We start from the raw sequence: 25,677 nt of genomic DNA on the forward strand, positions 1-25,677 counted from the left end.
TTCCCTGGGAGATCTTCTTGAGAACGCTCTTCGTGACACTCGCGGCGGCTATCGGCGTCGGCGGCTGCGTGCCGACGACCTATGAAACGCTCGCCCTGTCATGTTCGGATTATATCGGGAAGCCGATTTCCGCGCGCATCGCCGCCTGGGGCCCGCCTCGGACGGTCTACCGGATCAGCCCGACCCAGATAGGCTACGTCTTCGAGAGCAAGCAGACCGCCTTCATCGGCGGCGAGCCCTATTACACGGTGAACTACATGGTCGGCGCCGACAAGCACCGCACGCCGATCCGCAAGGTCACGACCATCTGCAGCGGCGTCTTCGTCGTGAACGCACTCTCGGATGCAACACCCGTCACCGAGCGGATCGTCGTGGACGTCATTGCGAAGTAGTAGGTCAGAAGCCGCCGAGCCTGAGCTTCGTGATGCTCATCATCAGGTCGACGCTGAACCCCTGCTCCACTGACGACTGATCGAACAGGGTCAGAACGGGGGCCATCTGCGTCGTGCTCGCGTTTTTGATATCCCACATGGCACTGAAGCGCTGAATGAGCTTGTCGACCTTCTTCGGATCCTGGAGATCTTTTATGTTCAGATGCTTTTCCAGATTCCGGACCTGAATGTCGAGATCGGCCTTCGACGCGGATTCGGGAATGCCGAATGTCGTCTGAACAAACTTGAGAAGGGCCTTGTCGGCGAGGATTCCCATTGTCGTTGTCACGGACGACGCCTTGCGCTTGAAGTACATGGCAAGCTGAACGCCTTGGTTCTGTTCGCCCTCCTTCTTCTCGAGGGCCATCTGGACATACTTCGAGACTGCCTCGGTCGTTGCACTGGCGGCTGATGTTGCAGCAGCGCCCTTTCCCGCGAAGTCAAACGCCTTGGCGAACTCCTTATAGAGCGGGTTCGACATCTTGTTCGCCATGCTAGTCTTGCTTGAGATGCCCTCCTGAAGCATCTTCTTGAAGAGACCTTTGGCATAGGCCATGTCCTCGAGGCCATAGGCCTTCATGGCGAACTTGAAGAGCCTATCATTCTTGATGAACTCATCGATCGTTTTGATGTTCTTGATATTGGCCTGATAATACTCGATCTCGCGCTTGGTCGCAGGCTCCTTCTCGATCAGGGATTTCGTGCGCGCCATGTCCTTGTTGACGATTTGATAGCGTGTCGATGTGCTGATCATGGAGCAGCTTTCCGTAGCTTCGTTGCGGTCAAGCCCGACTCCGGGACGGGCGGCGTTTCGCGGAGAATATCCCGGCAATCCTTCCTGAACCTTTCGGCAACGTTACTGGTGTCCGCGGCATTGAGGCGAAACTCGACCGTCCGGGCTTCATAGCGGTAGTTCGACAGCTCGACGGTCAGGCTTTGTGCCTGGGCGAGCCTCTCGACGAAGGCATGGACCTGTTCGGGCTCCGGGATCTGGCCATGCCGGTCGCGATAGACCCAGTGGCCGACTTCCGGGGATCCCCCATCAAACCAGTAGACCGTGCTCCGCCCGCGAGGGTCGCTCCGGCCGAGATATTGCTTCTGGGCAACGGCCGCCGTGATGAACGACACCGGCGGCTGATCGCTGTCGAGCACCTGGCGCTGGCAGGTCAGCCACAGGAGGGAACCGTTCTCGCCACGCAGGCGGGCGAAGGCCGCCATGGGCTGTCCCTCGGCATCGTGCCTGAGGACGTAATCCCATGATCCGAACCAGTTCGCCACGGCGCCGGCTGCGGTCGGGATCGCGAGCAACGCCGCAACGGAGGCCAGTCCAGCCGCCAGTCTCGCGATCCGGGAGTGGGTATAGAACGACAGCTTCTTCAGCATCGCGACAATCCTTTCCAACGAAAGAAGCCTCGCCCTTTGCGAGGCGAGGCTCCCTTCAGGTGGATGCTGCAACTCTTACTGGAAGAGCTTCAGGATCATCTGGCTGTTCTGGTTCGCCATCGAGAGAGCCTGCACGCCGAGCTGCTGCTGGGTCTGCAGAGCCTGGTTGCGGGTCGAAGCCTCGTTCATGTCGGCATCGATGAAGGTGCTCACACCGGCCGTCAGCGAGTCAGAGAGAGCGCCAATGAACTCTTCCTGGGTCTCGAGCAGGGCCTTATTAGCGCCGAGCATTGCCGAGCCCTTCGTCACAGCGGTGATCGCCGTGTCGACCTTCTTGAGCTCAGCATCGATGGTGCTCAGATCCGTCACAGCCGAAATATCGATGGCTGCAACAGTGCCAAGGAGGCCACCCGTACCAGCGGTAGCATCCGTGAACAAGCGCGTTTCAGCAGTCGTGATCTGAAGAAGGCCAACCGAGTTGGTATTGCCGTCGTATGAGACAACCAGCTTGGGCTCTGCCGTAGGGGCCGCGCCGGCAAGCCAGTTCTGGCCGTTGAAGTTCGCGGAGCCAGCAGCGCTCTTCATACCTGCAATGTTGGCCTTGAACTCTTCCTGAATCTTCGCAAGGTCAGCGCCCGGCTGGGTCGCGGCAACGAGACCGGCCTTCATCTTGTTGAGGTAGGTCAGTGACTTGTCCATCGCCGAGGTGAAGGTGTTGATCATGGCTTTGGACTGGCCGATCGAGTCCTTGACCGCGCTCAGAGCGCCGTTGTCAGACTTCATCTGCGTGGAGATGGACCAGTAGGAGGCGTTGTGCGAAGCCTCCGAGACGCGCAGACCCGTGGAGATCTGGTTCTGGTTCTTGTTCATGGCATTCTGCGTCGACTTCAGCGACTGCAGGGCGGTCATGGCGGAGAGGTTCGTGTTGATCGAAGACATGTGCTTCTTCCTTGAATGATGTGATGGTTCAGGGAATGTCGGACTTTAACCGACCCAGCGGAGTGGCTTCATGCCTCGAGGGAAATCTCGATCCGCTGCTCACATGACATCCGGGCTTTTACCGGCAAAATGGATTGGCATCATGCCTGGCCTTCATCGGAAGGCGTACCATAGTGCTTTCTTAGGCACCTGAAGCGATGAGCGCTTCGTCTGCGGTGCTTGTGCTTCCTGTTTACTAATGGCCGTCCGATGCGTCAAGCAGAAAGACATTTCTTTTTGTAAAAAACTTTGTGTTTACAGTTTGTTAACTATAGTCATCCCTCCGCCTGAACGACAAAACGCTCAGCCCTGGGGCTGAGCGCTTCTGATGAACAAGAGGATCGTTCGTGTGCCGATGGCCTAGCGCGCTCCGACCGCAAACATCTTTGGCGCATTCGCCGTCGCGGTCTTCGAATAGAGACCGCGATGAGCCGGATCGAGCGTCAGCGCGTCGGTGACGCCGAGCACGGTCTCTGATGCGCCGAGCAGGAGCGAGCCGTCCGCCGCCATGATGTTGGAGATCCTGCGCAGGACATCGGCCTTGAGAGGCGCATCGAAGTAGATCAGAACGTTGCGGCAATAGACGATATCGAACTGCCCCAGGCGGCTGAAATCGTCGAGGAGGTTGAGATAGCGGAAGTCCACCATGGAGCGGATCTCGGATGAAATCTGCCATTGGTCTCCCATTTGGGCGAAGTACTTGACGAGGAGCCGGATCGGCAATCCGCGCTGCACCTCGAACTGGTTGTAGAGACCGGCCTTCGCCTTCTCCAGCACTTCCGTGGAAATGTCAGACGCGACGATATCGATGTGCCAGCCCGGCATACGGGCGGACGCCTCCTTCAGGAGCATCGCCAGCGAGTAAGGCTCCTGACCGCTCGACGCCGCGGCGCACCAGATCCGCAGCCTGCGGCTGGATGACCGCTCCTTGAGATACTTGGGAAGCAGGACATCCTGGAAGAGATCGAACGGCGACTTGTCCCGAAAGAAAAAGGTCTCGTTCGTCGTCATCGCTTCGATCGTCGCCTTCTCGAGCGCGATCGAGCGGCTGGTCCTGATCTCGCGGACGAGGTGGGACAGGCTCTCGAGCTTGAAGCGCGTGCAGACGGACGACAGGCGGCTTTCGACGAGATAGCGCTTCTCCGGAGAGAGCGCCAGGCCCGACCGGGCCTTCAGAAAGACGCGCAGGGCTTCGAATTCGGCTTCGGTCATTTCGAAGATCCCGTAATGAGGCCCTTCAACGAGCGGCCGATTGATTCCAAGGGGACGACCTCATGGGCGAGGCCCGCCTTCACGACGCTGCCCGGCATGCCCCAGACGATGCTCGTCGCCTCGTCCTGAGCGATCACGGTCGCGCCCGCCTTCGTGAGGAAGCGCGCGCCATGCGTGCCGTCCGAGCCCATGCCGGTCAGGACCACGGCAAGGGCCGAGGCGCCGTAGACCGTGGCAGCCTCCCGGAACAGGACATCGACAGCCGGGCGGCAGAAATTCTCGGGCGGCCCGTCATTGAGCCGGATCGTCGCCTTGCCTCCGGAGGATACGACGCCCATATGCCGCCCGCCGGGAGCGACGAGAATCGTTCCGGGAGCGACAGCGTCTCCATCCCTGGCCTCCCGTGCCGGAACCGACAACAGGGTTTGCAGATGCTCCGCGAACACTGCGGTGAACATCGCCGGCATGTGCTGAACGATCAGCACGGGGATATTCGCCAGCACCGGCTTCATGTCGAGGAGTACCCGCTCGACGGCTCGCGGACCGCCCGTGGACGATCCGATGAGCAGGCATTGGGGCTTCGTGGTACCTAGTCTTGCGGACGGTAGCGGGGTCGAGGAGACGACGGTCGGAGCCGGTGCCGTATGGGTCCTCAGCGGACGGACTTTCGTTTCACTGAGCGCCCGCAGCTTCTCGACGAGATCGCGGCGAAAATCCGCCGCTGCGCCTGCAGCGCGGGCGCTTTCCGGCTTCGCCAGATAATCGACCGCGCCGAGCGAGAGGCATTTCAGGGAGATCTCGGCGTTCCTCTGCGTGAGTGTCGAGATCACGATCACCTTACTCGCCGGATGCGCCTTCAGGATCAGCGGCAGAGCCGCAAGACCGTCGACTTCCGGCATCTCGATATCGAGCAGGATGATCTCAGGCTTCGAGCGTTCCGCCGCATCGACTGCCATGCGGCCGTTGGAGGCCGTGGCCACGATATCGAAACCGCCCGCTTCCGTCAGCCATCGGCCGATCATGCCGCGAATGACGGCACTGTCATCCACGATCATCACGCGGGTGAGGCGACCGGGAGCCTGGCTTGTCTGAGGTATTGGAGATAAAGCCATCGTCTCACACCGAATGCGATACAGGAAGAACACCCAGCTCCTGGAGCTTGGCAGCGAGAATGCCCTTATCGAAAGGCTTCATGACATACTCGTCCGCGCCCGCTTCCAGCGCGCGCGTGATATGGTCCAGGCCGTTCTCCGTCGTGCAGAAGACGACCTTCGGAGTTTGGCCCTCCGGTGTGCCGCGCAGCTCCTTGAGGAAGCTGTAGCCGTCCATGACAGGCATGTTCCAGTCGAGGAGGATCACGTCCGGCATCTCGGTTTGGCAGGCCTTCAAGCCCGCCTCCCCGTTCTCGGCTTCGGAGACTCGAAAGCCGAGGCTCTCGACGATTTCGCGGGATACCTTGCGGATCACGCGGGAGTCATCAATGATCAGGCAATAGCTCATAAAAAATTTCCCAGGCCCCATCGCCCCTGCCGCTTCAGATAGAATGTCGGCACTAGGAGCGGATGTCGGATTTATCGACGAAGTTGAAATTCTCGACCAAGATCTCTTTGACGATCTCGGCACCTAACCGCTTGTTGATCTTCTCTCGGACATTGCCGATCATTCCGTTGACGTTGTAGCGAGAGAGCTTCTTGAAATCGAGCGTCTCGTCGGCGTAGACGTAGCGAAAGACTTCGTCCTGGATGAAGGCCTCGGGAGGCACGGAGATCTCGCGAAGGGTCTTGGCGTCCGCCGTAAAGACCAGATTCGCGATCACATAACCCTGCACAGCCCCTTCCGCGACGATCGGGATATTCATCGGAGGCAGCTTCTTATACTGCAACCCCTCGTAGTTCCCCTTCTCCTCCGTGGGCGCCTTGCCGACGGTCCAGGTCACGGCCGCGTAGCAGGATGCCAGCGTGACGGCGCAAACCCAGAAGCCCGCCATGACGTTCTTCATCATGCGCCGAAGCTCGCCTTGTTCATGTGCGCCGAGTACGTGCTGTCGGACTCCGCGTTTTGGATCGCGTTCGAGATGATGCCTGCGACCTCCTGCACGGCATGCATGTGACGCCGCAGAATGTCCTGGTTGGCCTCGATCTTGACCTGGAGATCCTGGAGGCGCTTCGTCGCCTTCCGATCAAGCGCATGGATCTCGGCCGTCCGTACGATCCGGCTGATCTCAAGAAGGCATTGGCTCTTGCGCCGATTGAACTCCTCAAGATTGGACAGGTCCCGCGCCATGAGAGCCGCCGTTTCCATATCCAGAGTTTCTTCAAGGCGATCGAGGGACTTCATCAGCATCATGTTGCTTCCTGTTTTCTTGCGATGGTCGGCCGCCATCCTCGTCATATCTTTTGGGGTCAGATCTTACCGGAGAAGGACGGCGACGCCGGAGGAGCTAGGATATCTGCCGAGGGCCCACTCGACCGGGGGCCGAGAAGCTGCTTTGCAATGCCTATGCCGCCCACTCGCGATATCTGTGCTCCGATCTGCTCGGCCATCATGGACTTCCAGATGGATCCGGCATTGCCCTTGCCGTAGGTGTTCTCCGCATCCTTCGGGAGCATGGACTCGACAAATGTCTGAAGAATATAGGCTTCGAATTCCTGATGGGCCTTCTTCGTCTTGGCGGCACTGGTCAACTCGGCATCGTTACGAAGCGAGTTTCGCAAGGCATAGACATCGGCGCCGGACGTCATCAGAGGCTGGCCTGCCACCGACTTTACGGCATCCTCGAAGCTGGCGCCTTCCATGGCGGATGCGCCATCGAGAAGCTTCTGCGTGGCGGCTTGATAGCGCGCAGGATCCGCTGCCCTTGCGACGTCGTTGACAATATCTGAGGGCGGGCTGATCGCCATCTCGCATCTCTCAAGTTTCTATACTTGAGACAACATGTAACTCGGCTAGCTTACGGGAAGCTTGCGCTCTCGCCCTTTGCAAGCAACTCGAGAATAGAAGCGAGATCCTTCTTCTCAATCTCCCGGCGCTCCTGATCCTTGAGGCCGGACAACATCTTCTCCGTCCGCTTCGCCTGCATGGCCTTGTCGATGGTGACGGCCTTCTGCACCACCTTTGCCTTCTCTACGGCGCTGGCTTGAGATGCCAATCCTTGCAGGCGCTTAGCAGCGACATCGACGAAGAGGCCGTGAAGCGTCTCGTGATCGTTCATCGTCTGAATGAGCGTTTCTTGGGCGACCTTGAGCTCGGACGCTTCCCGCTCAAGATTGCCGAGCTTCAGCTCGGCCTCCTTCTGGAGGTGCTGCTGCACTTTAAAAATGCGGTCGATCTTCCGGATTCTCTGTCTCATCCAGCCTACCCGTCCCGAAGCCAGGTTGAGAAAGCCTCCATGAAGAGGAGCACATAGTCGCTTGCTGCGAAGTATATGATGAGCAATCCGCCGAGCATGATGAAAGGCGTCGCCAGGAAATAGACCGGGATCTGCGGCGTGAGCTTGTTTGTCAGTCCGACCGCTAAGTTGACGACAACCGAATATAAGATGAAGGGGCTGCTGATCCTGAGGGCAAGAACGAAAGCGACGCCGATCTGGTCGACCAGTTGCGTCAGCGAGAGCCTCATGCCCAGCCCCTCCCCCAGAGGCAGCCGTGAATACGAGGCAATGAGTCCCCGGAACAGTTCCCAATGAAGGTCGGACAGGAAGAGAACAGCCGTCGCCACCATCATGATGAAGGAGCTGATCGGAGGGAGAGGCTCCGCTTCATCGATCGGCGTTCCCGGCATGCCGCCGAGGCTCAGAGCCATCGCCACGGCACTCAACATGGTCTGCAGGGCCAGGAAATAAACGCGTCCCAGCAAGCCGATCAGGATGCCCGTCAGCAACTCCGAGACGATATAAACCAAAACCGCCGCGGGAGCCTGGGACGTGATGCCGGACTGAACCTTTTCGAGAAGAACCGGTGCCAGCGCCAGAGTGGTGGCCAACCCTATGAAGAGCCGCACATGAAGCGGAATCCGGTTGCTCGAAAAGCCCGGAGCGATCATCAGGCACCCGCCGATCCGACAGAAGATCAGGAAGATCCCCAGCAGGATCTCGGGGGTTACCTGGTTCACGAGACCGTACCAAGTGAGTTGACCTCAACTCCCCGGGCGATTTCCAGATGCGACAGAACAGGCAGGGAGGAGAACATGCGCTCGATGATCATGCGCACATAGGGGCGAGCATCCGGCGCCGTCACGATGGCGAAGGTATGAACCTGACCCATGCGGGTCTTGATGGCGTCGGAAGCCTCGGCTCCGAACTGTTCGACGAGACGCGGATCGATGTCGAACTCGACGACGTCGCCCTTTGCATCTCGCTTCAGGCTCTGATGGAATGCGATATCCCATCTGTTGCCGAGCCTCAGCACATTCAGAGCCCCCCCCTTCCGCGAGATCGCCGCAGATCTGCTGGGCAATCCGAACCCGCACATGCTCCACCAGTTGCTCGGCCCGACGCGCATGGGGAGCAATCTCGGCGATCGCCTCAAGAATCAGGCTCAAATTGCGGATGGATACCCGCTCGGCCAACAGGAGCTTCAATACCGATTGAAGACCGGAATAGGAAATCTGCGAGGGGCAGATATCATCAAGCAGTCGCTTGTACTCGGAATCGAGGCCATCCAGGAGATTTCGGACATCTTTGTAGGACAGAAGCTGAGGCAGGTTGTTGCGGATCACTTCGCTCAGATGCGTGAGGAGGACCGACGCCCCATCGACCGCGGTGAAGCCCTGTCGCTTGATTTCGTTCAAGTAGACGTCCGAAACCCACAGGGCCTTCATGCCGAAGGCCGGCTCCCGCACCTCATCCCCCGGCACATCGGGCATCGGACCATCGCCGAGCACGATGAGGAGATCGCCTGGGCGGATTTCCTGCGTCGCCACAACGGTACCGTGGATTTTGATCTGATAGCTCTTCGGCGGAATCATGAGACTGTCCGAGAGCTTCACGTCCGGCAGAACGAAACCGTAATCCTGGGCGAATTTCTTGCGCATCTTGCCCACGCGGTGCGCCAGATCTCCATGCGAACTCGCAAGATGCGAGGCCAGATGCTTGCCGAGACAAAGTTCAATCTCGGCGAGCTTCAGGGATTCCTTGACCGAGTCTCGCGATTCCACGAGATTCTTCTGCTGTTCCTGCGCAAGCTTGGCCTGGGCCTGAGTCTCCTGGTCGGCTCTGTGCTTGGGAATGGAGTAAGCGATGAAGCCCATACCGCCGCCGAGCAGGAGAAATGGGATCATCGGCAGGCCCGGCACAATGGCAAAGACGAACATCAGGGCCGAGGCGACCGTCAGGGCTCTCGGGTAGGCTCCGAGCTGATCGAGCACGGCCTTCTGCGCCTGCCCCCGTGTTCCTCCCTTCGACACCAGAAGTCCGGCTGCCAGCGAGACGACGAGGGCTGGGATCTGGCTGACCAAGCCGTCGCCAACGGAAAGCTGAGTAAAGACATCGGCAGCCTTGGACAGAGGCATGCCGTGGCGCGTGACGCCGATGATGATGCCGCCGAAAATGTTGACGGCGATCGTGATCAAGCTCGCGACGGCCTCGCCGCGGACGAATTTGGAGGCACCGTCCATGGATCCGAAGAAGGCGCTTTCCTCTTCAAGCTCGCGCCGCCTCTTCTGGGCCTCCTTCTCGTCGATCAGACCCGCGGACAGATCGGCATCGATGGCCATCTGCTTACCGGGAATGGCATCGAGCGTAAACCGGGCGCCCACCTCGGCGATACGGGTCGCACCCTTGGTGATGACCAGGAAGTTGACGGTGATCAGGATGATGAAGACGACGATGCCGATAACGAAATCGCCGCTCATCACAAATTGAGAAAAGCCGCTGATCACATGGCCGGCGGCATCGACGCCCTTATGGCCGTCTGACAGGATGAGACGGGTCGAGGCAATACTGAGCGCGAGGCGCAACAGAGTTGCGATAAGGAGGACAGTGGGGAAAGCGGAGAAATCAAGGGGCTTCTGAATCCAGAGCGCCACCATCAGGATCAGGACGGACAGCGCCACCGAGAAGGCGAGCCCCATGTCGATCGCAAGCGGCGGAATCGGGAGAAAGAGAATGGCAAGGATGCCGACCACAACGCCAGCAAATGCCAGATCCCTGCCGCGCCCCTGGGCTGTAACTTCAGTTGCTTCCATGTGCCTGCCAGCTCAACGAATGAACGTGAGACTGACACATGGACCATGAAGCTTGCGCGAGGGTCGCAAAGCCACCTTAAGGTGCCGTCCCTCACTCCGCATGCAGCTCGAGCGCCGGCAATCTAGAACCCAGTTACGATCTTTCCATAGACCAATTCGGTGAAGGCGAAGATCTGCGATCCGACGAAAGACCCGGTCACGAGGGCCACCACCAGAATGGCGATGATCTTCGGGATAAATGTGAGAGTGACCTCTTGGATCTGCGTCAGTGCCTGAATCAGGGCGATGACGATACCGATGATCATTGCTGCCGCGACCGCAGGTCCTGCAGCAATGATGACGGTCCAAATGGCTGCCCGTACAAGCTCGAGGGCATCGATTTCATTCATTGTCAGCTCACAATGATGCCGGGACCGAGAAGAATCTGTTCCCCGCCCTTGAGCTTGGCGACTGCACCGTCGCTGGCGATCGTGACGGACAATACCTCGCCCGAGATCTTGCCGTCAGCGGTCGAAACCGTGCGGCCGATGACGCTGTCGGCCTGTGCCCATGTCGACGAAGAAAGCAGCGCATCAAGCTTGGAATTGCTCTTAACGGTCTGCTCGACCTGGGAGAAGGTCGCAAGCTGAGCCATGTAATCAGTCGATTTCATCGGCTCGGTCGGGTCCTGGTTCTTCATCTGCGTCATCAACAGCTTCAGGAAGTTGTCGTAGGTCGCGGTCGACGACGTCTCAGTTGCGGCGGCTCGTTGAGTCGTAAAAGTGCTGGAGACAGAGGAGACGTTCATCATGAGGCTCCTGGATTATGCCGCTTGAACTGCGGCGGGCTCCGCTGGTGCGGATTGATGAGCCTCAATTGGCTCGAACAGGGTTCGGATGGCCTTCAGCGCCTCGAAGGTGCGGTCGGCTTCCACAAGGTCGCCGACCTTGCCCAGCGTGTCCTTCATCCCTTCATCGGTGATGACTTGGACCAAGGCGCCATGCAGCTTGCGGAACGCCTCCATGACCTTGCCCGCTTCCTGCGGATTGATCAGTAGGGACTGCACGACGAAATAGAGCTGACGCATCGGGGTCGTCGCCTCCGTGACCTGGAGGACATGGCTCTCAAGGAGGAAGCGTGCTTCGTTCAGGAGGCTCAACGTCACCTTCTGACTGACGGTCAGAACGGCTCCATTGATAAAGATGCGCTCGCCGGCCTTGAGGGAGAATCGCATTTTGGCTTTCATTTCAGACCCTCCTGGATCATGGCATTGATATCGATTAGCGCTTCAAGGCTCTTCTGCTCACCACGAACCACACGATCCGATTCGCGCATCACCCAGAGCCCGATGGAAATGAGCTGACCTTTCAGCTGGTCGGGAAACCCGTTATCTGGGTGCCCCAGGTCCTTGATCAGGAAGGTCCAAAGCCGTTGGACGAAAACGATCGCATCGATCATTTCAGGGGATTGCGCAGGCATCCCCTCGGCCGCCTTCATCATGTGAATGGCGCGGTCAAAGAGTTCGAATTCGCGTTGACGGAGGTCTCTGGAAGAGTCTTCGATAACTTCAGCGTAGGAAAAGCGATACATTACTGAACTCCGGCAATCAGATGAAGTTGATCAGACTCAAATTTTTGAGTTGGGCCGTCAAAGAATAAGATGTTTGAAGCTGCGTCGACAGCTGATCGATCCTGATCTTTGCTTCAGCAGGATCAACTGCTTCCAGGTGCGTGATCTTCTCGTCCAGGATATCTTTCTGCAGGCTCATTCTCTCACCTGCCTGCTCGATTTTCTCCTGTACGGTTCCCAGCTTCGCCTGCATGCCCGTCAAGCCTATGATGGCACCCGAGAAGGTTTCGAAAGCCTTATTGACCAGAACTCCTCTCGTCGCGTCATTGAGCTTACTGAGGCCGAGATCGAAGACCATCGTATAGGCCATCGCCAATTTCTGGATTGCCTCGTCGTTAGCATTGGCAGATGCCTCGAGTTTCTCTTGCGGAGAGATCCGGCTCTGGATGTTCTCGCTCGACGCATTCGACCAGTTTTGCCAGTTGGTCCCCTTGAAAAGGTCTGCAAAAGGGCCGTCCAGGAACGCTTCCATCTGAAGTGGGGTGATCGCCGATACGCCCGCTGCGTTCTGATCAAAGCCAAATCCGACAGGCGGCCCTGCCGTGAAAGCAGCATCGACAGCGGCTTTCGGAGCTCCGCCCGCATAGCTGTTGAGCGGTTTTTCCTGAGAATTCAGGCCCCCGAAGATGAATTGGCCTCCGGCAGTGGTATTAAGGGCGGATATCAAGCCATCAAGATTGGTTTTGGCTTGGTACCCGATCGTTCCAACGCTTGCTTGAGACATCGGCGTCGCGATCAGAGCGTCCATCAGCTTGTCCGCCGTGGTTCTAATTTGATCGAGCGCCTTGGTTGTGGATTTAATCCGCAGGAGAGCCGATGCATTGCTGTCGGTCAGAGCATCGAGCTCGGCTCGATCCTGGCGCAGGGACAACGTGGTCCCCGTCTTGTAGCCGAGCTTCAGCCCGACATCGGCCTCGCGACCGGAGACGAGTTCCTTGTTGGCCTTCACCAGATTGGCCTGGAGCTTATCCAGGGACGCCTTGGATGAGCTCCAAAGGGACATTGTTGAGACGAAAGTCGTTCTCATGGTTTAGCCTACGACGCTGAGAAGGGTTTTGAGCATTTGGTCGATGACCGACAGCAGTTTGGCCGATGCCGAATAGGATTTCTCCAACTGCAGCATGAGCGCGGTCTCATCGTCCATGTTGACATCAGTCGCATTCGAGAGCGCTTCAGACGCATGTCCGAGGAGCGTCGTCTGATAATCGACGCTCTGGCTTGCGCTCTGGCGCGTGGCTTCCAGCCAACTCCCAGACAGAGAGGCGAAACTCTGCAAGGAAGCGGTCGGCCCAAAGCCCAAAGTCGGATCGAATGGGCGCTGAGCGACCATGCCCTCCGCTAAGGCATAAAGCCGCTCGGAGAATGAGGCGCTGCCATCAGGGTTGTAAGCATAATCGGTGCCGTTGATGCCGCCGTCGCGGATAGTCTCGAACTTGCCGCCCTTTGTCGGATCGATGGCATCATTGACCCGGATCAAGCCGGCAAGGCCTGCAGAGGCGGGCATCGCGGGAACACTCGTGGCGCCAGCGAAGGTGAAGGCCCCGGGCTTGTCGGGTTTTCCCGCGCCGCTCTGATCGCTCTCGGCGAAGGTCTGGATCAGTCCGCGGGCGAGTTCATCGAGCTGTGTCTGGTAGGTAACCGCGACATCGTCCCGCAACCGCGCCAATCCGACAAGATTCCCGGAGTTCAGGGGCATGAGCGCCCCCGGCCCTGTCACGCGGATCCCATCGATGAGGACGTCTCCACCTGTTGTGGCCGGACCGTAAACCGTCGTCGGACTGAAGGTCACGGGCCGTGCCGTACGCTCGAACAGCGGCACCCCGCTATCCGTGTACAGCGCAATGTCATTACCGGCGCGGGGCACGACCGTAATCCCGATCTCCTCGGACAACTGTGCGATCAGGCCATCGCGTGTGTCCATGGCGTCGCTGACATCGGCTCCAAGAGCGGAACCGCTCATGATCTGCTGGTTTGCCTTCTCGAATTTGGAAAGAAGATCGTTGATCCGGGCAACTGATCCAGCCATTCCCCCGTCTGCCTCCAGGCGAACGGACTGGATTGTGGCAGTGGCCCGGTTCAGAGTATCCGCCAGATCCGTAGCAGCCTTGACGAATGCCTGTGCCAGGACTGGATTATCGGGCGCGTTGGCATATTGCAGCAGCGCGCCGTTCAGCGCGCCGACCCTTGCCGCGGCCGATTGATCCAGTTCCGTATCGCCTACGGTCTGACTGAGCTTCTGCAATCCTTCGAGCAGCGCCTTCTGCGTCGCAGAATCGGAGGTTGTTTCCAGCATCTTCGTCAGAAGCGCCTGATCGCTGGCCCGGAGAACCGTGATGCGAGCATACCCGCCCGTCGTCGTGAGGGCAGCGATCTTGCGCGAATAGTTCGGGTCGGAAGCCCCGGACGTGTTGCGTGACACGACCGCCATCTGCGATTGCGATGCCTGCAACGATGAGCGCGCCGTATTGTAGGCTACTGACAAAGACATGGATCAATGACCCTTGAGTAAAAGGAAAGGGTTACCGCTTCAGGTTCATCAGAACGTCGAGCAGCTCCGACCCGGTCTGGAAGACCTTCGAGTTCGCCGTATAGCTGGTCTGAGCCTCGATCATCGCAGTCAGTTCGGTGCCGATATCGACGTTCGATCCTTCGAGAGCACCGGACGCGATGGAGCCGAAGCCGGACATTTCCGGGAAGCCAACCTGGTATCCACCGGAACTCGCCGTCGTCTCGTAGACATTGCCTGCGCGGGGGCTCAGGTTGTCCGGGCTCGACACGTTTGCCAGCGGAATGCGATAGGCCCCGACACGGGTTCCATCCTCATAGACCGCATAGACCGTGCCATCTGCGGCAAACTCGACGTCCTTCACTGCGGACGGGGCGTTGCCGTTGGCCTCGCCTGTGACATTGTACTCGCCCGCCAACTGCGTCATGCCTACCATATCGAGGGCGAACGGTTCACCTCCAGGAATGCCAAAGCTCAGCACAGATGGACCAGTCAATTGGCCATCCGCGTCGAAGGTCAGAGTCATCGATGTCGTTCCGGTCAGCGGATCAGCACTCGTTCCATTAGCGACCTTGATGCTCCATTGCGTATCGCTGATCTTCGACAGAGAAATGTCGATTTTGATCGGATTACCGACCTTATCATAGACCTGGAGCGAGGATTGCTTGCTGACGGCCGGTAATGCGACGACTGCTTGACCGTCTGGCAGATTGCCCTTGAAGGTCCCCTTCGTCGACCCCGTTGCCTGCATGGCAAAGGACGCCATGTTGACAGGCTCGACGCCATCGAGGCTGTTCAAGGAGGGATTAACGGCTCCCGCTCCAAGCTTGTAGCCCATCAGGGTGAAGCCGGAGGCATTCACGAGGTTGCCTGTCCGCCCATCTTTGACGAAGTTGCCAGCGCGAGTCAGGTAGGGAGATCCGCTAGGGTCACTCACCACGAAGAAGCCATTACCGGAGATCGCCAGATCCGACGCGGATGTCGTGTAAGCAATGGGACCCTGATCCGCGATCGTATAGCGAACCCTGCTGGTGACGGAGCCGGAGTTATAGTTGCCTTCGCTTGAAGGAAGAATAAGGGATGAGAACTCCGTCGAAGCTCGCTTGTACCCATTCGTGCTCGAGTTCTGGATGTTCTCGGCGACGGTACCCAACTTGTTCGACTGGGCGTTCATACCAGAAACGCCACTACGAAGAACGCCATAAAGACTCATCTAAAGCTCCTACGGTTTCAAACTGGACCTAACACCATGACGCTTGTGCGAAGCTGTATTCCGATCCAGGGCTGATGCTGCGAGACGTGAACAATTCTATTGCTTGAGGGCCTGCGCCAGATCCATGAAGGCATCGCGACTGGCCGGCATGGATGGATCTTGCCGAAGCGCTTCGTAGATCTTCGGGACAAGAACGACAGCCTGGTCGAGCTCCTGATCATTGCCAGGGTGATAGCCGCCCATGAGCCTGAGATCCCGCGTATCCTCGAAGCGGGCGATCAACCCGCGAAGGCGACGCACGAGCTCCTTCTGGTCCGGCGACCAGACATGATCGGCCAGACGCGAGATCGATCCCAGGACATTGATGGCCGGATATCGTCCCTGATCTGCGATGGAGCGATCCAGAACGATGTGACCATCGAGCGTTCCGCGAATATTGTCAGCGACAGGATCGTTATGATCGTCGCCGTCGATGAGGACCGAGAATATGCCGGTGATCGAACCTTTTCCCTCTGCTCCGGGACCCGCCCTTTCCAGCAGTCGAGGCAGGTCGCTGAAAACGCTTGGCGTATAGCCACGGGCAACGGCAGGCTCTCCGGCCGCCAAGGCTACGTCGCGCGCGGCGTGAGCATAGCGTGTCACGGAATCCACGATGAGCAGGACCGAATCACCACAATCGCGGAAGTATTCGGCCAAGGCCACTGCCGTCCGCGGAGCCTGACGCCGCATCATCGGGCTCTCGTCCCCGGTGGACACCACCATGACCGACTTATGCAGGTTCGCCTGAATGGGCCCTTCCAGGAATTCCCGCACCTCGCGACCGCGCTCTCCCACCAGCGCGACAACGATCGTCTCAAAGCCTTCGCACTTGGCAAGCATCGTCAGCAGCGTGGACTTGCCGACGCCCGAGCCCGCGAAAATGCCGATGCGCTGCCCTTGGCAGATCGGCGTGAACAGATCGATGGCTTTAACGCCCGTTTTCAGAGGCGTCGTGACCCTTGCCCTCGTCATGGCGGACGGAGGCTCGGCATCGTTCTGTACCGGCTTGTGGCCCGGCACGAGAGATCCTAAGTCGTCCAGTGGCTCGCCAAGAGCGTTGATGACCCGTCCTCGCCAGCTGTGGTCGGGGCTCAAGCCCGTATCGCCCACAATGAAGGCAGGCGTTCCAATACCGGCCTCGATGCGGCCGTTGAAGGGTTTTATGGTAATGCCGCCGTCATCGATGCGAACGACTTCTCCGATCTGCGTCTTTCCCTGAGCTGCGAAGCCCACTCGGTCCCCGAGCCTCACGAACTGTGACAATCCAGCAACCCGATAATAGCTGGGATTCACTTCGCGAATGGTTCCGCTGATCTGGATCTTCCGACGCCCGACACCTTCGGTCAGAACGAACTCTTCGAGCTTTTGGAGAGCATTCATGGCTGCCATCAAGAACTGGGGCCAAGGGTCCGGATGGCGTCCATGAGGGTCGATTCGCTCTCCTGGATCGTCGTCGCGGCGCTATCGAAATTTCTTTGGACCGCGATCATCTTCGTCATCTCCAGAACGGGATTGACGTTCGATCCTTCGCTGTAGCCCTGTTGAACTCCGGTGGAGTTGAAGTCCTGAACGACTTCACCCGGAATGCTGGACATGACGCCGGAATTTCCGAAGCGACTGAGCCTGCTGTCATTTCTCAAGTTGAAGATACCGATTGCTCCAACCTGGTTGGCTCCCTGCATGATCGTTCCGTCACGGCCGACGGTTGGGGAACCCGCCATAGGATCGAGCGCGATGGGTGCACCGCCGGCGTCAAGAACCTGATAGCCTTCGACGGTCAGAAGATCGCCGTTCTCGTTCATCTTGAACCGGCCATCTCGAGTGTAGACCGCTCCATTGGGGCCGTTGAACGCGAACCAAGCCTCCCCCTGAATGGCAACATCAAGCGGGTTGTCGGTCTTGACGATCGGGCCGGTCCGCCGTGACACGAAGTTTTGCCCGGAGGAGGCGAAGGACACATTCTCCTTGGCCGCGAGCGAGAGAATTTCCTCGAACTTCACCTCGTCCGCACGAAAACCGCCCGTATTCATGTTTGCAACGTTGTTTGCTATCGTATTGAGGCGCTTTTCCATGGCCACCTGGGCGGATAACGCCACATAAAGCGAAGATTGCATCGAGGAGCTCCGGCCTTTGCTCTCATGAGGGTGGCTTCGTGAGACCAACCCTGATGGCGCGGCATCTGTCTGCCGCATGAACCTGGCCCGAGACGTAAGCGAACAGCCTTGCACGAGGCTTGCTCCCTCGTTTCCAGCTTCGCGCAAGCCTCCGCGCTTAAGACATCCTCAACGGGTTGGACTTTCACAAAAGGACCACAGCTTTGGGCGTTTTGATCGGACTGGCAGTCGCCATTGGCTCGCTTGTGAGCGGCTATGTCGCCATGGGCGGTCATCTGGCTGTTATTTGGCAGCCTTGGGAATACGTGATCATCTGCGGCATCGCGATCGGTACATTCATCATCGCAAACCCCATGCCCCTGGTGAAGGACACGGGCCGGGCTGCGCGTGAGGCGATCTCTGGGGCTGTGCCCAAGAGAGATCATTATCTTTCGATCCTGGGCCTTCTCTATGCTCTCATGCGGGAATTGAAGAACAAGCCGCGAAACGAGGTGGAAGGGCATATCGACCAGCCGGAAGAATCAGAGATCTTCAAGGCTTTTCCAAGCGTTCTCAAGGACAAGGATCTCACGCTCTTCATCTGCGACTATGCGCGGCTGATCATCATCGGCAATGCGCGCCCCCATGAGATCGAAGCTCTCATGGAGGAAGAGATCGCGACCCTCAAGCGCGACCGCCTGAAGCCCTATTACTCCATCAATACCGTATCGGAGGCGCTTCCCGCCCTCGGCATCGTGGCAGCCGTTCTGGGCATCGTGAAGGCTCTCGGCGCCATCGATCAATCGCCCACCATCCTGGGCGGGCTGATCGCCTCGGCGCTTGTCGGAACCTTCGGCGGCATCTTCATCTCCTATGCCTTCCTGTCGCCGCTTGCGAACAAGGTGAAGGCGACTCGCGAGAAACAGACCCGCGTCTATGTCATCGTCAAGCAGGCTTTTATCGCCTACATGAACGGCGCTCTCCCGCAGATCGCCGTGGAACATGGCCGCAAGGGCATCTCCGTGGAGTATCGCCCGACCATCGACGAGGTTGAAACCGCGACGACGACGGGCGGCCGTTCCGAAGACCTGAAAGAGGCTGCGTAATGATGAGCGGAGCACAAAGCGCCAACGATATTCGCGACATGCTTCTCGACGCGGCAGGCCTCTCCCTCGATCGCCTGCCGATGCTCCACGTGATTTTCGACCGTATGTCGACGAGCTGCGCCGAGCACCTGCGTCACATGGCGGCCTCACCCATGTACTACTCGCTCAGCGGACTTGAGAGCGGTCGCGTCACCGAAATCCTGGAGATGTACGAGGCAAACGCCGTCGCGGGAATCTTTCATGCCCCGGAGTGGGACAGCCATATCCTGATTGGCTTCGACCGTGACTTCATCTACACGATGGTGGAGGTGCTCTTTGGCTCCGACGGCTCAGAACCGCCGGTGGAGGAAGCGCGGGGTTTCTCGAGCATCGAGCTCAGGATGGCTCAAACGCTCTTCGAGCAGGTCGCAAAAGCTCTTCAGGCTTCCTTTTCACTCGTTGTCGATACGAAGTTCAAGCTCGAACGCATTGAGACCCGCATGGACTTCGCCATCATTGGACGGCGGAACAACCAGGCTATCGCAGCGAAATTCCTCCTCCAGGCGCTCAACCGCGGCGGCGAAATGTTCGTCATCATTCCGCAATCGGTTCTCAACCCGATGCGGAAGGCTCTCTCCCACGTGGTGACCGGCGAATCGTCGGGCCGCGACCCACGATGGATGAAGCAGATCGCCACCGAGGTGAAGAAGACCGAGGTGACTCTCAAGGCCGTTCTCGAGGAGCGATACCTCTCACTTGGCGAGATTGCGGACCTCAAGATCGGGGATGTCATCGAGCTGCAGGCAACCCCTCGCAGTCGCGTCAAGCTTGAAAGTAATCAGCAAGGTCTTTTCTGGTGCCATATCGGGCAGTCGGAGGGCTCCTATGTTCTGAAGGTCGATGAACTTATCGATCAGGAAAAAGAGTTTCTGGATGATGTCCTCCCTCGCTAACGCTATTCTCTTCCTCGCGCTTGTGACGACCAGCATCATGGTCGCTGTGATGTACCGGAAGCTCAAGAAGCTTGATCACTACCATGCCGAGTACCAACAAATATTCGATAAAACTGGAGCTGCACTGGTTGCTGCTCAGAGCGCAGTGACGAACTTCGGCACAGAGGGAAAGGAGACCATCGTCCTTCTCAGTCAGCGCATCGAGGAAGCCCAGGCAGTCGCCGAACGACTTGAGCACCTCACTCGAGAGGCCCGCCTGCAAGTGCAGTCACGCTCCGGCACATCTAACTCATAAGGTCAATTCCCATGACGAATCCTTTCGAACCAAAACCCCAGGACAAGGCCGTGTGGCAGCAGGAAAATGCATTCGAGAGTTCCGCACAGCACGACGACAGACTGGGTGGAGGGAAGAACCTCGACTCGATCCTGCGTATTCCTGTCACAATCCAGGTTGTCCTCGGCTCGGCGACGATGCCCGTTGCCAACCTGATGAAGCTCGGGCGCGGCGCGATCGTCCCGCTCGATCACAGGGTGGGCGAGCCTGTTGATGTCGTCGTGAATGGACGTATCATCGCCCGCGGTGAGGTCGTTGTCGTCGAAGACGACAACTCTCGATTTGGCATCTCACTGACCGAAATTGTCGGTCCTCCTACCAACGATATTAACGGCTAAGTTGGTTTTACGACATGGTCGCTCACGTCCCCATGAAGGCGAACGGCACGAAGGTTCTGAAAGGACCTGAGCGCGTCGCAACACTCCTTTTGCTATGGGAAAGCCTGCTGCGAGCAGGATCCTCAAGCACTTTAGCGAGGAGGAGATTCGCCTTGTCACCAAATCCGCTGCTCAACTTGGGCCTGTCTCCCCGACCCAGATCGAGCAATTAGTTGAGGAGTTCGCATCGAATTTCTCTGACGGAGCGGACTTGGTCGGCGGCGCGGCCCATATCGAGAAACTGCTGACGGGAATTTTGAGCCCGGAGCAGATCGCCAATATCATGAGCGAAGTTGTCGGGAGCGCTAACAAAAGCATATGGGAGCGCATATCGACCGTCAGTGAAAGTGCGATTGCCTCCTATCTCATGAAGGAGCATCCGCAGACTGCTGCTCTCATTCTATCGAAAGTAAAGCCATCTTGCGCCGCGAAGGTCATGACGCAGTTGCCGCAGCCTCTACGGAACAACCTCATGCGACGCATGCTGAGCATGAAGCCCATCGTCGATGAGACAATGAAGAACATCGAGAAGACATTGCATGAGGACTTCATGGCGAACTTCTCGAAAAATGCAGGATCTGACACGCACGCCAAGATTGCGGACATCATCAATAAGATGGAGCGGGATCACATGGAGGATGTGCTGAGCAGCCTCTCATCCGTTCGTCCGAAATCGGCGGAAATTCTGAGGGGCCTGCTCTTCACTTTCGACGATATCGTGAAGCTGACGCCGAGAGACCGTACAACCCTCTTCGACCAGGTGCCGCCAGATCGCGTTGTTCTGGCTCTGAAGGGTACAAATGACGAGTTCCGCAAAGTTGTCCTCTCTGCTCTCTCATCACGCGTTCGTCGCATGATCGAGCATGAACTCAACAGCAAGGAACCGTCCGCCCACCGCGACATCGCGGAGGCTAGACGAACCATTACGGATCTCGCGCTGGAGATGGCTGGTCGAGGAGAGATCGTCATCAACTCAGAGACCGAGGACGAAGCTTACTTCTAGCAGCCGAACCTTGGATCATGTCTGATACGGACGATAAAGACAGCAAAACAGAAGCGCCTTCCGATAAGAAGGTTCGCGATGCCATCGAGAAGGGCAATATTCCCTTCTCGAGAGAGGCACCCTTGTTCGCTTCTATTTTGGGAATTCTTCTCGTTCTGACATTCGCCGCACGCGGCGCTACCAAGAGCCTGACGGAAAAGCTGTCACTCTTTGTCAACCGCCCGCAGGATTTTCGATTGGAATCCGGGTCGGACGCGGCCGCCCTGATCCAGGCAGTGGCCCTTGAGGTCGGACAATTCCTCATCCCGACGATCGCTATTCTGGCAGCTTGCAGCTTGGCTGCATCGATATTTCAGAATGTACCGTCTGTTGTCTCCGAGCGGATCAGACCGCAATGGAACAGAATTTCACCCTTGAGCGGCTGGAACCGGATCTTCGGCCGGCAGGGGTTAGTGGAATTTTCAAAGTCATTGTTCAAGTTCGGAACGATGACTCTCGTCAGTCTCCTGCTTCTGAAGTCGGAGCAATACAAGGTTCTGAATGCCATGCTCACTGATCCCTCCCTCCTTCCGGAGCTGATGTTGACCATGGCCATGCGTCTTGTCTCCGCCATTGCCATCGCGACGATCGTCCTCGTTGCGGCTGATCTGCTCTGGGCCCGTTTCAAATGGCGCAGCGATCTGATGATGACTAAGCAGGAAGTTAAGGAAGAGTATAAGCAAATGGAAGGCGATCCGATGGTCAAGGCGCGGATGCGCTCCTTGGCTCAGGATCGAAGCCGCAAGCGAATGCTGGCTGCGGTTCCCAAGGCAACCTTCGTGATCGCCAATCCGACCCACTTTGCCATTGCCATGCGATATGAACGTAGTGAGGCGAACGCCCCGATCGTCGTCGCCAAGGGCAAGGATCTCATCGCGTTGAAGATCCGTGAGATTGCCGAAAAAAGCGGCATTCCCGTGATCGAGGACAAGCCTCTGGCAAGATCCATGTACGATCATGTTGAAGTCGATCGGGTGATTCCGCCCGATTTCTATAAAGCCGTCGCTCAGATCCTGTTCTACATCCTCACGAGGTCTAAATGAGAAGCCTTCGCGCCGTCGAAGTTGCTGCTCCGTTGAGAGAGCATTGGGATATTCAAGCCTTCGAAGAAGTATTGGCGTGCAATATCAAGGATGTAATCGCCGATTTTTGCCTCACGGATGCTGAGATTATCCGCTCCTATGCCGACAATCAGCTGCACGGCAATATGGACGAGATGGTGACGTCGTCTGCCGAACTCTATTTCAAAGGCGAGACGCTGTCTTACGGCCATGTCGCCCAAGTCAGCACTGGGCGCGGGGAGTCCTCGTGTGTCGTTCTCGACATGGAATTCGTGCACGATTCCGTCACGGTTTTCTTCCAGCTCATCTTCGGCAACTATTACATTGGCGTCAAAATCAGCGAAGTTCTTCTTGATGCGACGTTCCGCAGGGGCGATTTCAACCCGTCTTCCTTTGAAAGGATTCTCTCGTCCGCCCGCTTGAGGCCGCTCCCGGCCCGGTTCAAATCATCCTACTGTCTTGCCGGATCCGTCCGCCATTGAGCACCGGCCGGTCACAGACTCATCTGATGCAATATAAAATCTTAAAAGCGATAAGCTTGGTCACGGTGGCAGCCACGATTTCGGCCTGCAATTCGACCGACACCTTATACAATCAAGGGCCGTGGGGTCCGGGGTATGTTCGCAGGAACTACCCGGAGTATTCCGCACCATGGGGTCGACAGCTTTCCGGATCGCCCCAATATGGGGTCGGTGAACCTGTCGCAATCCCGGTCGATACGGTCGAATTCGACGTCGCTCGACCTGAAAGACGTCGCGAAATCTATCTTGAAGCAGATATTGGTCCTGCCACCACGGCTCGGGACGTCGGCTCCATGGATCCTCCTGAGCCGGTTATCCTGGCGACACCGACGCCGGTCGCGCCTGAGCGCCCCTCGCTTGCGACGGGCCCAGCCTCTGCCAGTGCCCAATCGAGCCCTGCAGGCGTTTTCACGGCGCCCCAACGCGCTTCTTCCTATTCAGGAACCTGGAATGCCAGGGTTGGTGCGTCCTCCTGCAAAGTGCAGCTCTCGAGCGTTCCATCGCTGGATCTCTACAGAGCCTCAACGCAAGGATGTGCGCATGAGGTCCTGCGAAGCGTTAATGGATGGAGCTTCCGCGAGAACCAAGTGATCCTTTTCTCGCGCGGTCAGCTGGTTGCCCGCTTGTCGGGAGCGGAAGCGGCACTCGCCGGAACGCTGAACGGATCCGGGTCGGAAGTCAGGATGTCACGGTAAGTGTCACGGCTTCAGCCGTCTGAGGCCGTCTGTCCACTGCTCAGGCCCGGAGCGTCCGCGCAGAAGGTCCGAGCTCCTGGCGTCCACTGGCCAAACCCAGTTGCAACCATGTTGGCGATTACGCGGCAGACGTAACGCTTTTGGGCGGGATCGTTGTTCGGCCCCGCGTGATAGCGTGCCACGGCCATCGTCCAAGTCTCGTGACGCGCCTTCAGCTCCCTCAGGAATCTCGCGGCATATTCCACATTGGTGCGCGGATTCAGCATGCCTTCCAGCGATGAAAAGTTTTCACGATGATAAAGATGGTTGATCTGCATGCAGCCAAGGTCTATGAGCCTCGCGCCGCCTCTGCTAGCTTCCTCAAAACGCTGTATCGCCTCAGCCGCGCTGTTCGAGAACACGGCCTTTCCTTCGACGTTCATGGCATAGGGTTGCAGGCTGCCGCGTCGTCCCGTTTCGGTAAGACCGACGGAATAGAGCATGCCTAACGGCACTCCATACTTGGACGAGGCTCGCATCATCTCTCGTTCGCATTGGCCCGCTGGAGACTGGGCCAGGGCCGGGGTCGAGATCCAGCTGCTAAAGGTAGATCCCGCCATAATGGCTACCGCCAGAAGGCAATCCTTCACTACCATCCTTGTGGATGTCCGATCCGCCTCTGCCATAACGGTCACCCTGGTTGCGGGAGGAGTTTCCCTGACCCGCTGCCGCACCTTGCTCGAAGGACTGGCTCTGCGCCTGATTTCCCTGCTGTGGACGTTGGAATGAGGAGCGGTCATGAGAGGCAGCTTCAGTGGATTGAATGTTAATCACATCGGGACGATAACCAGATACCCGGAGGAGACTGGTCAGCTTTTCCGCATCGTTCCGCAGGAGTTCGGCTGTATCCTCACTTTGAGCCTGGATTTCCATTTCAATACTGTCGCCGGCAAGCCGCATCCTGATCGTCAGGAGGCCGAGCTCCGCCGGCTTCAGCTGGAGATCCAAAACTCTGAGAACGCCAGCCGATGCTCTCGCAGTGGCTACCCGATTCAAACCATCATGCTGAAAGGATGGCTGCTGAGGCTCAGGCACCCCCTTGACATCATCGATGATGGACTTCGCGAGATGCTGGAGTGTTGAAGGAGGGAGAGAAGCGATTTCCGCTTTCGACCCGGCGATCGTCGACAGCTTTTGCATCTCTGAGCGATTGGAAATACGGTCCGAAGAAACGTCTTTTACAGTTCCCTGTTCTTCGCCCCTTCCTGCGACATCTGCTTCGACAGCCATATAGGTCGAGGCGTGAGCTAATCCCTCGCCGGCAGGTGGCTGCAGGCCCTTCACCCCAACGCCCTTGATTTTCCCGGTAAGCAGATTTTCAGATGCCGCGCTTGCATCTTCGTTGTAAACCGCCGTGCCCAATTCCGTTGGAGCGCTGCTTAGTCCTTCAACGATGGGTCTGAAATGCGTTTCCTGGTTTTGAACCGACACTGCAAGCTTGGATCCCAATCCAGAATTTGCTGGACTTAGCTCGCCCACATCCTGCGGCGGCATGGACAGATGGGCTGATGCAAGAGATGCGCTCGATTGTGCAGCATCGGCATCGCCAGCATTAGCGGTTCGCGCCAGAATGCGAGGGAGGAGATTCTCGAGAATTGAGAACGCAGGGCTTCCGGATTGGAGAGCTGACGTACCTGCAGAATTGTCACTCGGCGGCACCTCAGGCAGGAGAGCCTGCAGCGCATCGCCATCGGCGGCATCCGACTCCAGATATGCCTTGTTCGCTTCGTTGTCTAGAATGTTTGTTTTCTGCTGAGATGCCCCTACACCTTCCTTCTGCGACTTTCCTGAAAAGCCGTCCAGGAGTGACCCGAAGTCGGACGAGGCAGCGTTTCCACTGCTCTCCTGGGCGTCTGGATTCAGAGATGCGTTGCGCGACGGGGTGTCCACAAGCCTCGGCGTTGTCTGTGACAGAAGATCTAAT

General features: G+C 58.0%; 29 protein-coding genes and 2 pseudogenes. 8 read left to right on the forward strand and 23 right to left on the reverse strand.

Annotated elements, in window-relative coordinates; genetic code table 11:
- Window positions 1–17 precede the first annotated feature (17 nt).
- Window positions 18–392, forward strand: coding sequence for a hypothetical protein (locus ACD578_RS18940; protein ID WP_404287502.1), 375 nt, complete (start codon window positions 18–20; stop codon window positions 390–392).
- 4 nt (window positions 393–396) lie between these two features.
- On the opposite strand, the gene ACD578_RS18945 is transcribed toward ACD578_RS18940, so the two are convergent.
- The 21 genes and pseudogenes from ACD578_RS18945 to flgF all read right to left on the reverse strand — a co-directional run bounded on the left by ACD578_RS18945 (window position 397) and on the right by flgF (window position 17,667).
- Entirely contained in the window at window positions 397–1,185 is a 789-nt protein-coding gene (locus ACD578_RS18945) for a DUF1217 domain-containing protein (protein WP_404287504.1), read from the reverse strand.
- Entirely contained in the window at window positions 1,182–1,814 is a 633-nt protein-coding gene (locus ACD578_RS18950) for a hypothetical protein (RefSeq protein WP_404287506.1), read from the reverse strand. Before ACD578_RS18950 ends, ACD578_RS18945 begins: the two co-directional genes overlap by 4 nt.
- A 75-nt stretch (window positions 1,815–1,889) precedes the next feature.
- On the reverse strand, window positions 1,890–2,753 hold the full coding sequence (locus ACD578_RS18955) for a flagellin (RefSeq protein WP_404287508.1): 864 nt from the start codon (window positions 2,751–2,753) through the stop codon (window positions 1,890–1,892).
- Between the two features lie 399 nt (window positions 2,754–3,152).
- Window positions 3,153–4,004, reverse strand: coding sequence for a CheR family methyltransferase (locus ACD578_RS18960; RefSeq protein ID WP_404287510.1), 852 nt, complete (start codon window positions 4,002–4,004; stop codon window positions 3,153–3,155).
- Complete coding sequence (locus ACD578_RS18965) at window positions 4,001–5,116, reverse strand: chemotaxis response regulator protein-glutamate methylesterase (RefSeq protein WP_404287512.1); 1,116 nt, start codon at window positions 5,114–5,116, stop codon at window positions 4,001–4,003. The genes ACD578_RS18960 and ACD578_RS18965 overlap by 4 nt, the downstream gene beginning before the upstream one ends.
- 4 nt (window positions 5,117–5,120) lie before the next feature.
- Window positions 5,121–5,504, reverse strand: a complete 384-nt coding sequence (locus tag ACD578_RS18970) for a PleD family two-component system response regulator (protein ID WP_404287514.1) — start codon at window positions 5,502–5,504, stop codon at window positions 5,121–5,123.
- 52 nt (window positions 5,505–5,556) lie between these two features.
- Window positions 5,557–6,006, reverse strand: a complete 450-nt coding sequence (locus ACD578_RS18975; protein WP_404287516.1) for a hypothetical protein — start codon at window positions 6,004–6,006, stop codon at window positions 5,557–5,559.
- Entirely contained in the window at window positions 6,003–6,350 is a 348-nt protein-coding gene (locus tag ACD578_RS18980) for a hypothetical protein (protein WP_404287518.1), read from the reverse strand. Before ACD578_RS18980 ends, ACD578_RS18975 begins: the two co-directional genes overlap by 4 nt.
- Window positions 6,351–6,406: 56 nt before the next feature.
- A complete protein-coding gene (locus ACD578_RS18985; RefSeq protein ID WP_404287520.1) occupies window positions 6,407–6,904 on the reverse strand; it encodes a rod-binding protein in 498 nt (165 codons plus the stop codon).
- Between the two features lie 50 nt (window positions 6,905–6,954).
- Entirely contained in the window at window positions 6,955–7,353 is a 399-nt protein-coding gene (locus ACD578_RS18990) for a hypothetical protein (protein ID WP_404287522.1), read from the reverse strand.
- A gap of 5 nt (window positions 7,354–7,358) precedes the next feature.
- Window positions 7,359–8,114 carry a flagellar biosynthesis protein FliR gene (gene fliR / locus ACD578_RS18995; protein WP_404287524.1) on the reverse strand — a complete coding sequence of 252 codons (756 nt, stop codon included), beginning with the start codon at window positions 8,112–8,114 and terminating at the stop codon, window positions 7,359–7,361.
- Window positions 8,111–10,187: pseudogene (gene flhA, locus ACD578_RS19000) on the reverse strand (flagellar biosynthesis protein FlhA). The gene fliR and the pseudogene flhA overlap by 4 nt, the downstream one beginning before the upstream one ends.
- 122 nt (window positions 10,188–10,309) lie before the next feature.
- A complete protein-coding gene (locus ACD578_RS19005; RefSeq protein WP_404287526.1) occupies window positions 10,310–10,576 on the reverse strand; it encodes a flagellar biosynthetic protein FliQ in 267 nt (88 codons plus the stop codon).
- A 2-nt stretch (window positions 10,577–10,578) separates the two neighbouring features.
- Window positions 10,579–10,974 (reverse strand): flagellar hook assembly protein FlgD, encoded by a 396-nt coding sequence (flgD, locus tag ACD578_RS19010; protein ID WP_404293948.1) that lies wholly within the window; start codon window positions 10,972–10,974, stop codon window positions 10,579–10,581.
- Between the two features lie 15 nt (window positions 10,975–10,989).
- The gene (gene flbT / locus ACD578_RS19015; RefSeq protein WP_404287528.1) at window positions 10,990–11,412 is read right to left on the reverse strand and encodes a flagellar biosynthesis repressor FlbT; all 423 of its coding nucleotides are present in this window, start codon (window positions 11,410–11,412) and stop codon (window positions 10,990–10,992) included.
- Window positions 11,409–11,756, reverse strand: coding sequence for a flagellar biosynthesis regulator FlaF (gene flaF, locus ACD578_RS19020; protein WP_404287530.1), 348 nt, complete (start codon window positions 11,754–11,756; stop codon window positions 11,409–11,411). The genes flbT and flaF overlap by 4 nt, the downstream gene beginning before the upstream one ends.
- A 16-nt stretch (window positions 11,757–11,772) precedes the next feature.
- Window positions 11,773–12,822 (reverse strand): flagellar hook-associated family protein, encoded by a 1,050-nt coding sequence (locus ACD578_RS19025; protein ID WP_404287532.1) that lies wholly within the window; start codon window positions 12,820–12,822, stop codon window positions 11,773–11,775.
- 3 nt (window positions 12,823–12,825) lie between these two features.
- Window positions 12,826–14,283 carry a flagellar hook-associated protein FlgK gene (flgK, locus tag ACD578_RS19030; RefSeq protein ID WP_404287534.1) on the reverse strand — a complete coding sequence of 486 codons (1,458 nt, stop codon included), beginning with the start codon at window positions 14,281–14,283 and terminating at the stop codon, window positions 12,826–12,828.
- 31 nt (window positions 14,284–14,314) lie between these two features.
- Window positions 14,315–15,514, reverse strand: a complete 1,200-nt coding sequence (locus tag ACD578_RS19035; protein WP_404287536.1) for a flagellar hook protein FlgE — start codon at window positions 15,512–15,514, stop codon at window positions 14,315–14,317.
- Between the two features lie 96 nt (window positions 15,515–15,610).
- Window positions 15,611–16,933, reverse strand: coding sequence for a flagellar protein export ATPase FliI (gene fliI, locus ACD578_RS19040; RefSeq protein WP_404287538.1), 1,323 nt, complete (start codon window positions 16,931–16,933; stop codon window positions 15,611–15,613).
- Between the two features lie 8 nt (window positions 16,934–16,941).
- The gene (gene flgF / locus ACD578_RS19045) at window positions 16,942–17,667 is read right to left on the reverse strand and encodes a flagellar basal-body rod protein FlgF (protein WP_404287540.1); all 726 of its coding nucleotides are present in this window, start codon (window positions 17,665–17,667) and stop codon (window positions 16,942–16,944) included.
- Between the two features lie 203 nt (window positions 17,668–17,870).
- On the opposite strand from flgF, the gene motA reads away from it, so the two are divergent.
- The 7 genes and pseudogenes from motA (at window position 17,871) to ACD578_RS19080 (ending at window position 22,980) form a co-directional block, all read left to right on the forward strand.
- Window positions 17,871–18,752 (forward strand): flagellar motor stator protein MotA, encoded by an 882-nt coding sequence (motA, locus tag ACD578_RS19050; RefSeq protein ID WP_404287542.1) that lies wholly within the window; start codon window positions 17,871–17,873, stop codon window positions 18,750–18,752.
- Window positions 18,752–19,684, forward strand: a complete 933-nt coding sequence (locus tag ACD578_RS19055) for a flagellar motor switch protein FliM (protein ID WP_404287544.1) — start codon at window positions 18,752–18,754, stop codon at window positions 19,682–19,684. Before motA ends, ACD578_RS19055 begins: the two co-directional genes overlap by 1 nt.
- Window positions 19,665–19,979, forward strand: coding sequence for a hypothetical protein (locus ACD578_RS19060; protein WP_404287546.1), 315 nt, complete (start codon window positions 19,665–19,667; stop codon window positions 19,977–19,979). The genes ACD578_RS19055 and ACD578_RS19060 overlap by 20 nt, the downstream gene beginning before the upstream one ends.
- An 11-nt stretch (window positions 19,980–19,990) precedes the next feature.
- Window positions 19,991–20,356, forward strand: a complete 366-nt coding sequence (gene fliN, locus ACD578_RS19065; RefSeq protein ID WP_244627436.1) for a flagellar motor switch protein FliN — start codon at window positions 19,991–19,993, stop codon at window positions 20,354–20,356.
- Window positions 20,357–20,388: 32 nt separating this feature from the next.
- Window positions 20,389–21,398 (forward strand): annotated as a pseudogene (locus ACD578_RS19070) (flagellar motor switch protein FliG).
- Between the two features lie 17 nt (window positions 21,399–21,415).
- Entirely contained in the window at window positions 21,416–22,480 is a 1,065-nt protein-coding gene (flhB, locus tag ACD578_RS19075) for a flagellar biosynthesis protein FlhB (RefSeq protein ID WP_152715527.1), read from the forward strand.
- Entirely contained in the window at window positions 22,477–22,980 is a 504-nt protein-coding gene (locus tag ACD578_RS19080; protein ID WP_404287550.1) for a hypothetical protein, read from the forward strand. The genes flhB and ACD578_RS19080 overlap by 4 nt, the downstream gene beginning before the upstream one ends.
- Window positions 22,981–23,725: 745 nt before the next feature.
- Here the strand turns inward: ACD578_RS19080 and ACD578_RS19085 are convergent.
- On the reverse strand, window positions 23,726–24,313 hold the full coding sequence (locus ACD578_RS19085; RefSeq protein WP_162003287.1) for a transglycosylase SLT domain-containing protein: 588 nt from the start codon (window positions 24,311–24,313) through the stop codon (window positions 23,726–23,728).
- Window positions 24,294–25,643 carry a flagellar hook-length control protein FliK gene (locus ACD578_RS19090; protein WP_404287552.1) on the reverse strand — a complete coding sequence of 450 codons (1,350 nt, stop codon included), beginning with the start codon at window positions 25,641–25,643 and terminating at the stop codon, window positions 24,294–24,296. The genes ACD578_RS19085 and ACD578_RS19090 overlap by 20 nt, the downstream gene beginning before the upstream one ends.
- Between the last annotated feature and the right edge of the window lie 34 nt (window positions 25,644–25,677).

The organism is Microvirga sp. RSM25 (genome assembly GCF_044784385.1).
Classification (GTDB): Bacteria; Pseudomonadota; Alphaproteobacteria; order Rhizobiales; family Beijerinckiaceae; genus Microvirga; species Microvirga tunisiensis.

What these genes read in the sequence shown, in the direction of transcription:
- flbT (WP_404287528.1), bottom strand. Translation starts at nt 11,412, where the DNA reads ATGAAAGCCAAAATGCGATTCTCCCTCAAGGCCGGCGAGCGCATCTTT.
- ACD578_RS18945 (WP_404287504.1), bottom strand. Translation starts at nt 1,185, where the DNA reads ATGATCAGCACATCGACACGCTATCAAATCGTCAACAAGGACATGGCG.
- flgK (WP_404287534.1), bottom strand. Translation starts at nt 14,283, where the DNA reads ATGTCTTTGTCAGTAGCCTACAATACGGCGCGCTCATCGTTGCAGGCA.
- flgD (WP_404293948.1), bottom strand. Translation starts at nt 10,974, where the DNA reads ATGAACGTCTCCTCTGTCTCCAGCACTTTTACGACTCAACGAGCCGCC.
- ACD578_RS18985 (WP_404287520.1), bottom strand. Translation starts at nt 6,904, where the DNA reads ATGGCGATCAGCCCGCCCTCAGATATTGTCAACGACGTCGCAAGGGCA.
- ACD578_RS18990 (WP_404287522.1), bottom strand. Translation starts at nt 7,353, where the DNA reads ATGAGACAGAGAATCCGGAAGATCGACCGCATTTTTAAAGTGCAGCAG.
- ACD578_RS19060 (WP_404287546.1), top strand. Translation starts at nt 19,665, where the DNA reads ATGATGTCCTCCCTCGCTAACGCTATTCTCTTCCTCGCGCTTGTGACG.
- ACD578_RS18965 (WP_404287512.1), bottom strand. Translation starts at nt 5,116, where the DNA reads ATGGCTTTATCTCCAATACCTCAGACAAGCCAGGCTCCCGGTCGCCTC.
- flaF (WP_404287530.1), bottom strand. Translation starts at nt 11,756, where the DNA reads ATGTATCGCTTTTCCTACGCTGAAGTTATCGAAGACTCTTCCAGAGAC.
- ACD578_RS19055 (WP_404287544.1), top strand. Translation starts at nt 18,752, where the DNA reads ATGATGAGCGGAGCACAAAGCGCCAACGATATTCGCGACATGCTTCTC.
- flhB (WP_152715527.1), top strand. Translation starts at nt 21,416, where the DNA reads ATGTCTGATACGGACGATAAAGACAGCAAAACAGAAGCGCCTTCCGAT.
- ACD578_RS18960 (WP_404287510.1), bottom strand. Translation starts at nt 4,004, where the DNA reads ATGACCGAAGCCGAATTCGAAGCCCTGCGCGTCTTTCTGAAGGCCCGG.
- ACD578_RS18970 (WP_404287514.1), bottom strand. Translation starts at nt 5,504, where the DNA reads ATGAGCTATTGCCTGATCATTGATGACTCCCGCGTGATCCGCAAGGTA.
- ACD578_RS19080 (WP_404287550.1), top strand. Translation starts at nt 22,477, where the DNA reads ATGAGAAGCCTTCGCGCCGTCGAAGTTGCTGCTCCGTTGAGAGAGCAT.
- ACD578_RS18955 (WP_404287508.1), bottom strand. Translation starts at nt 2,753, where the DNA reads ATGTCTTCGATCAACACGAACCTCTCCGCCATGACCGCCCTGCAGTCG.
- fliN (WP_244627436.1), top strand. Translation starts at nt 19,991, where the DNA reads ATGACGAATCCTTTCGAACCAAAACCCCAGGACAAGGCCGTGTGGCAG.
- ACD578_RS19085 (WP_162003287.1), bottom strand. Translation starts at nt 24,313, where the DNA reads ATGGCGGGATCTACCTTTAGCAGCTGGATCTCGACCCCGGCCCTGGCC.
- ACD578_RS19005 (WP_404287526.1), bottom strand. Translation starts at nt 10,576, where the DNA reads ATGAATGAAATCGATGCCCTCGAGCTTGTACGGGCAGCCATTTGGACC.
- flgF (WP_404287540.1), bottom strand. Translation starts at nt 17,667, where the DNA reads ATGCAATCTTCGCTTTATGTGGCGTTATCCGCCCAGGTGGCCATGGAA.
- ACD578_RS19025 (WP_404287532.1), bottom strand. Translation starts at nt 12,822, where the DNA reads ATGAGAACGACTTTCGTCTCAACAATGTCCCTTTGGAGCTCATCCAAG.
- ACD578_RS19035 (WP_404287536.1), bottom strand. Translation starts at nt 15,514, where the DNA reads ATGAGTCTTTATGGCGTTCTTCGTAGTGGCGTTTCTGGTATGAACGCC.
- ACD578_RS18980 (WP_404287518.1), bottom strand. Translation starts at nt 6,350, where the DNA reads ATGATGCTGATGAAGTCCCTCGATCGCCTTGAAGAAACTCTGGATATG.
- fliI (WP_404287538.1), bottom strand. Translation starts at nt 16,933, where the DNA reads ATGAATGCTCTCCAAAAGCTCGAAGAGTTCGTTCTGACCGAAGGTGTC.
- ACD578_RS18950 (WP_404287506.1), bottom strand. Translation starts at nt 1,814, where the DNA reads ATGCTGAAGAAGCTGTCGTTCTATACCCACTCCCGGATCGCGAGACTG.
- ACD578_RS18975 (WP_404287516.1), bottom strand. Translation starts at nt 6,006, where the DNA reads ATGATGAAGAACGTCATGGCGGGCTTCTGGGTTTGCGCCGTCACGCTG.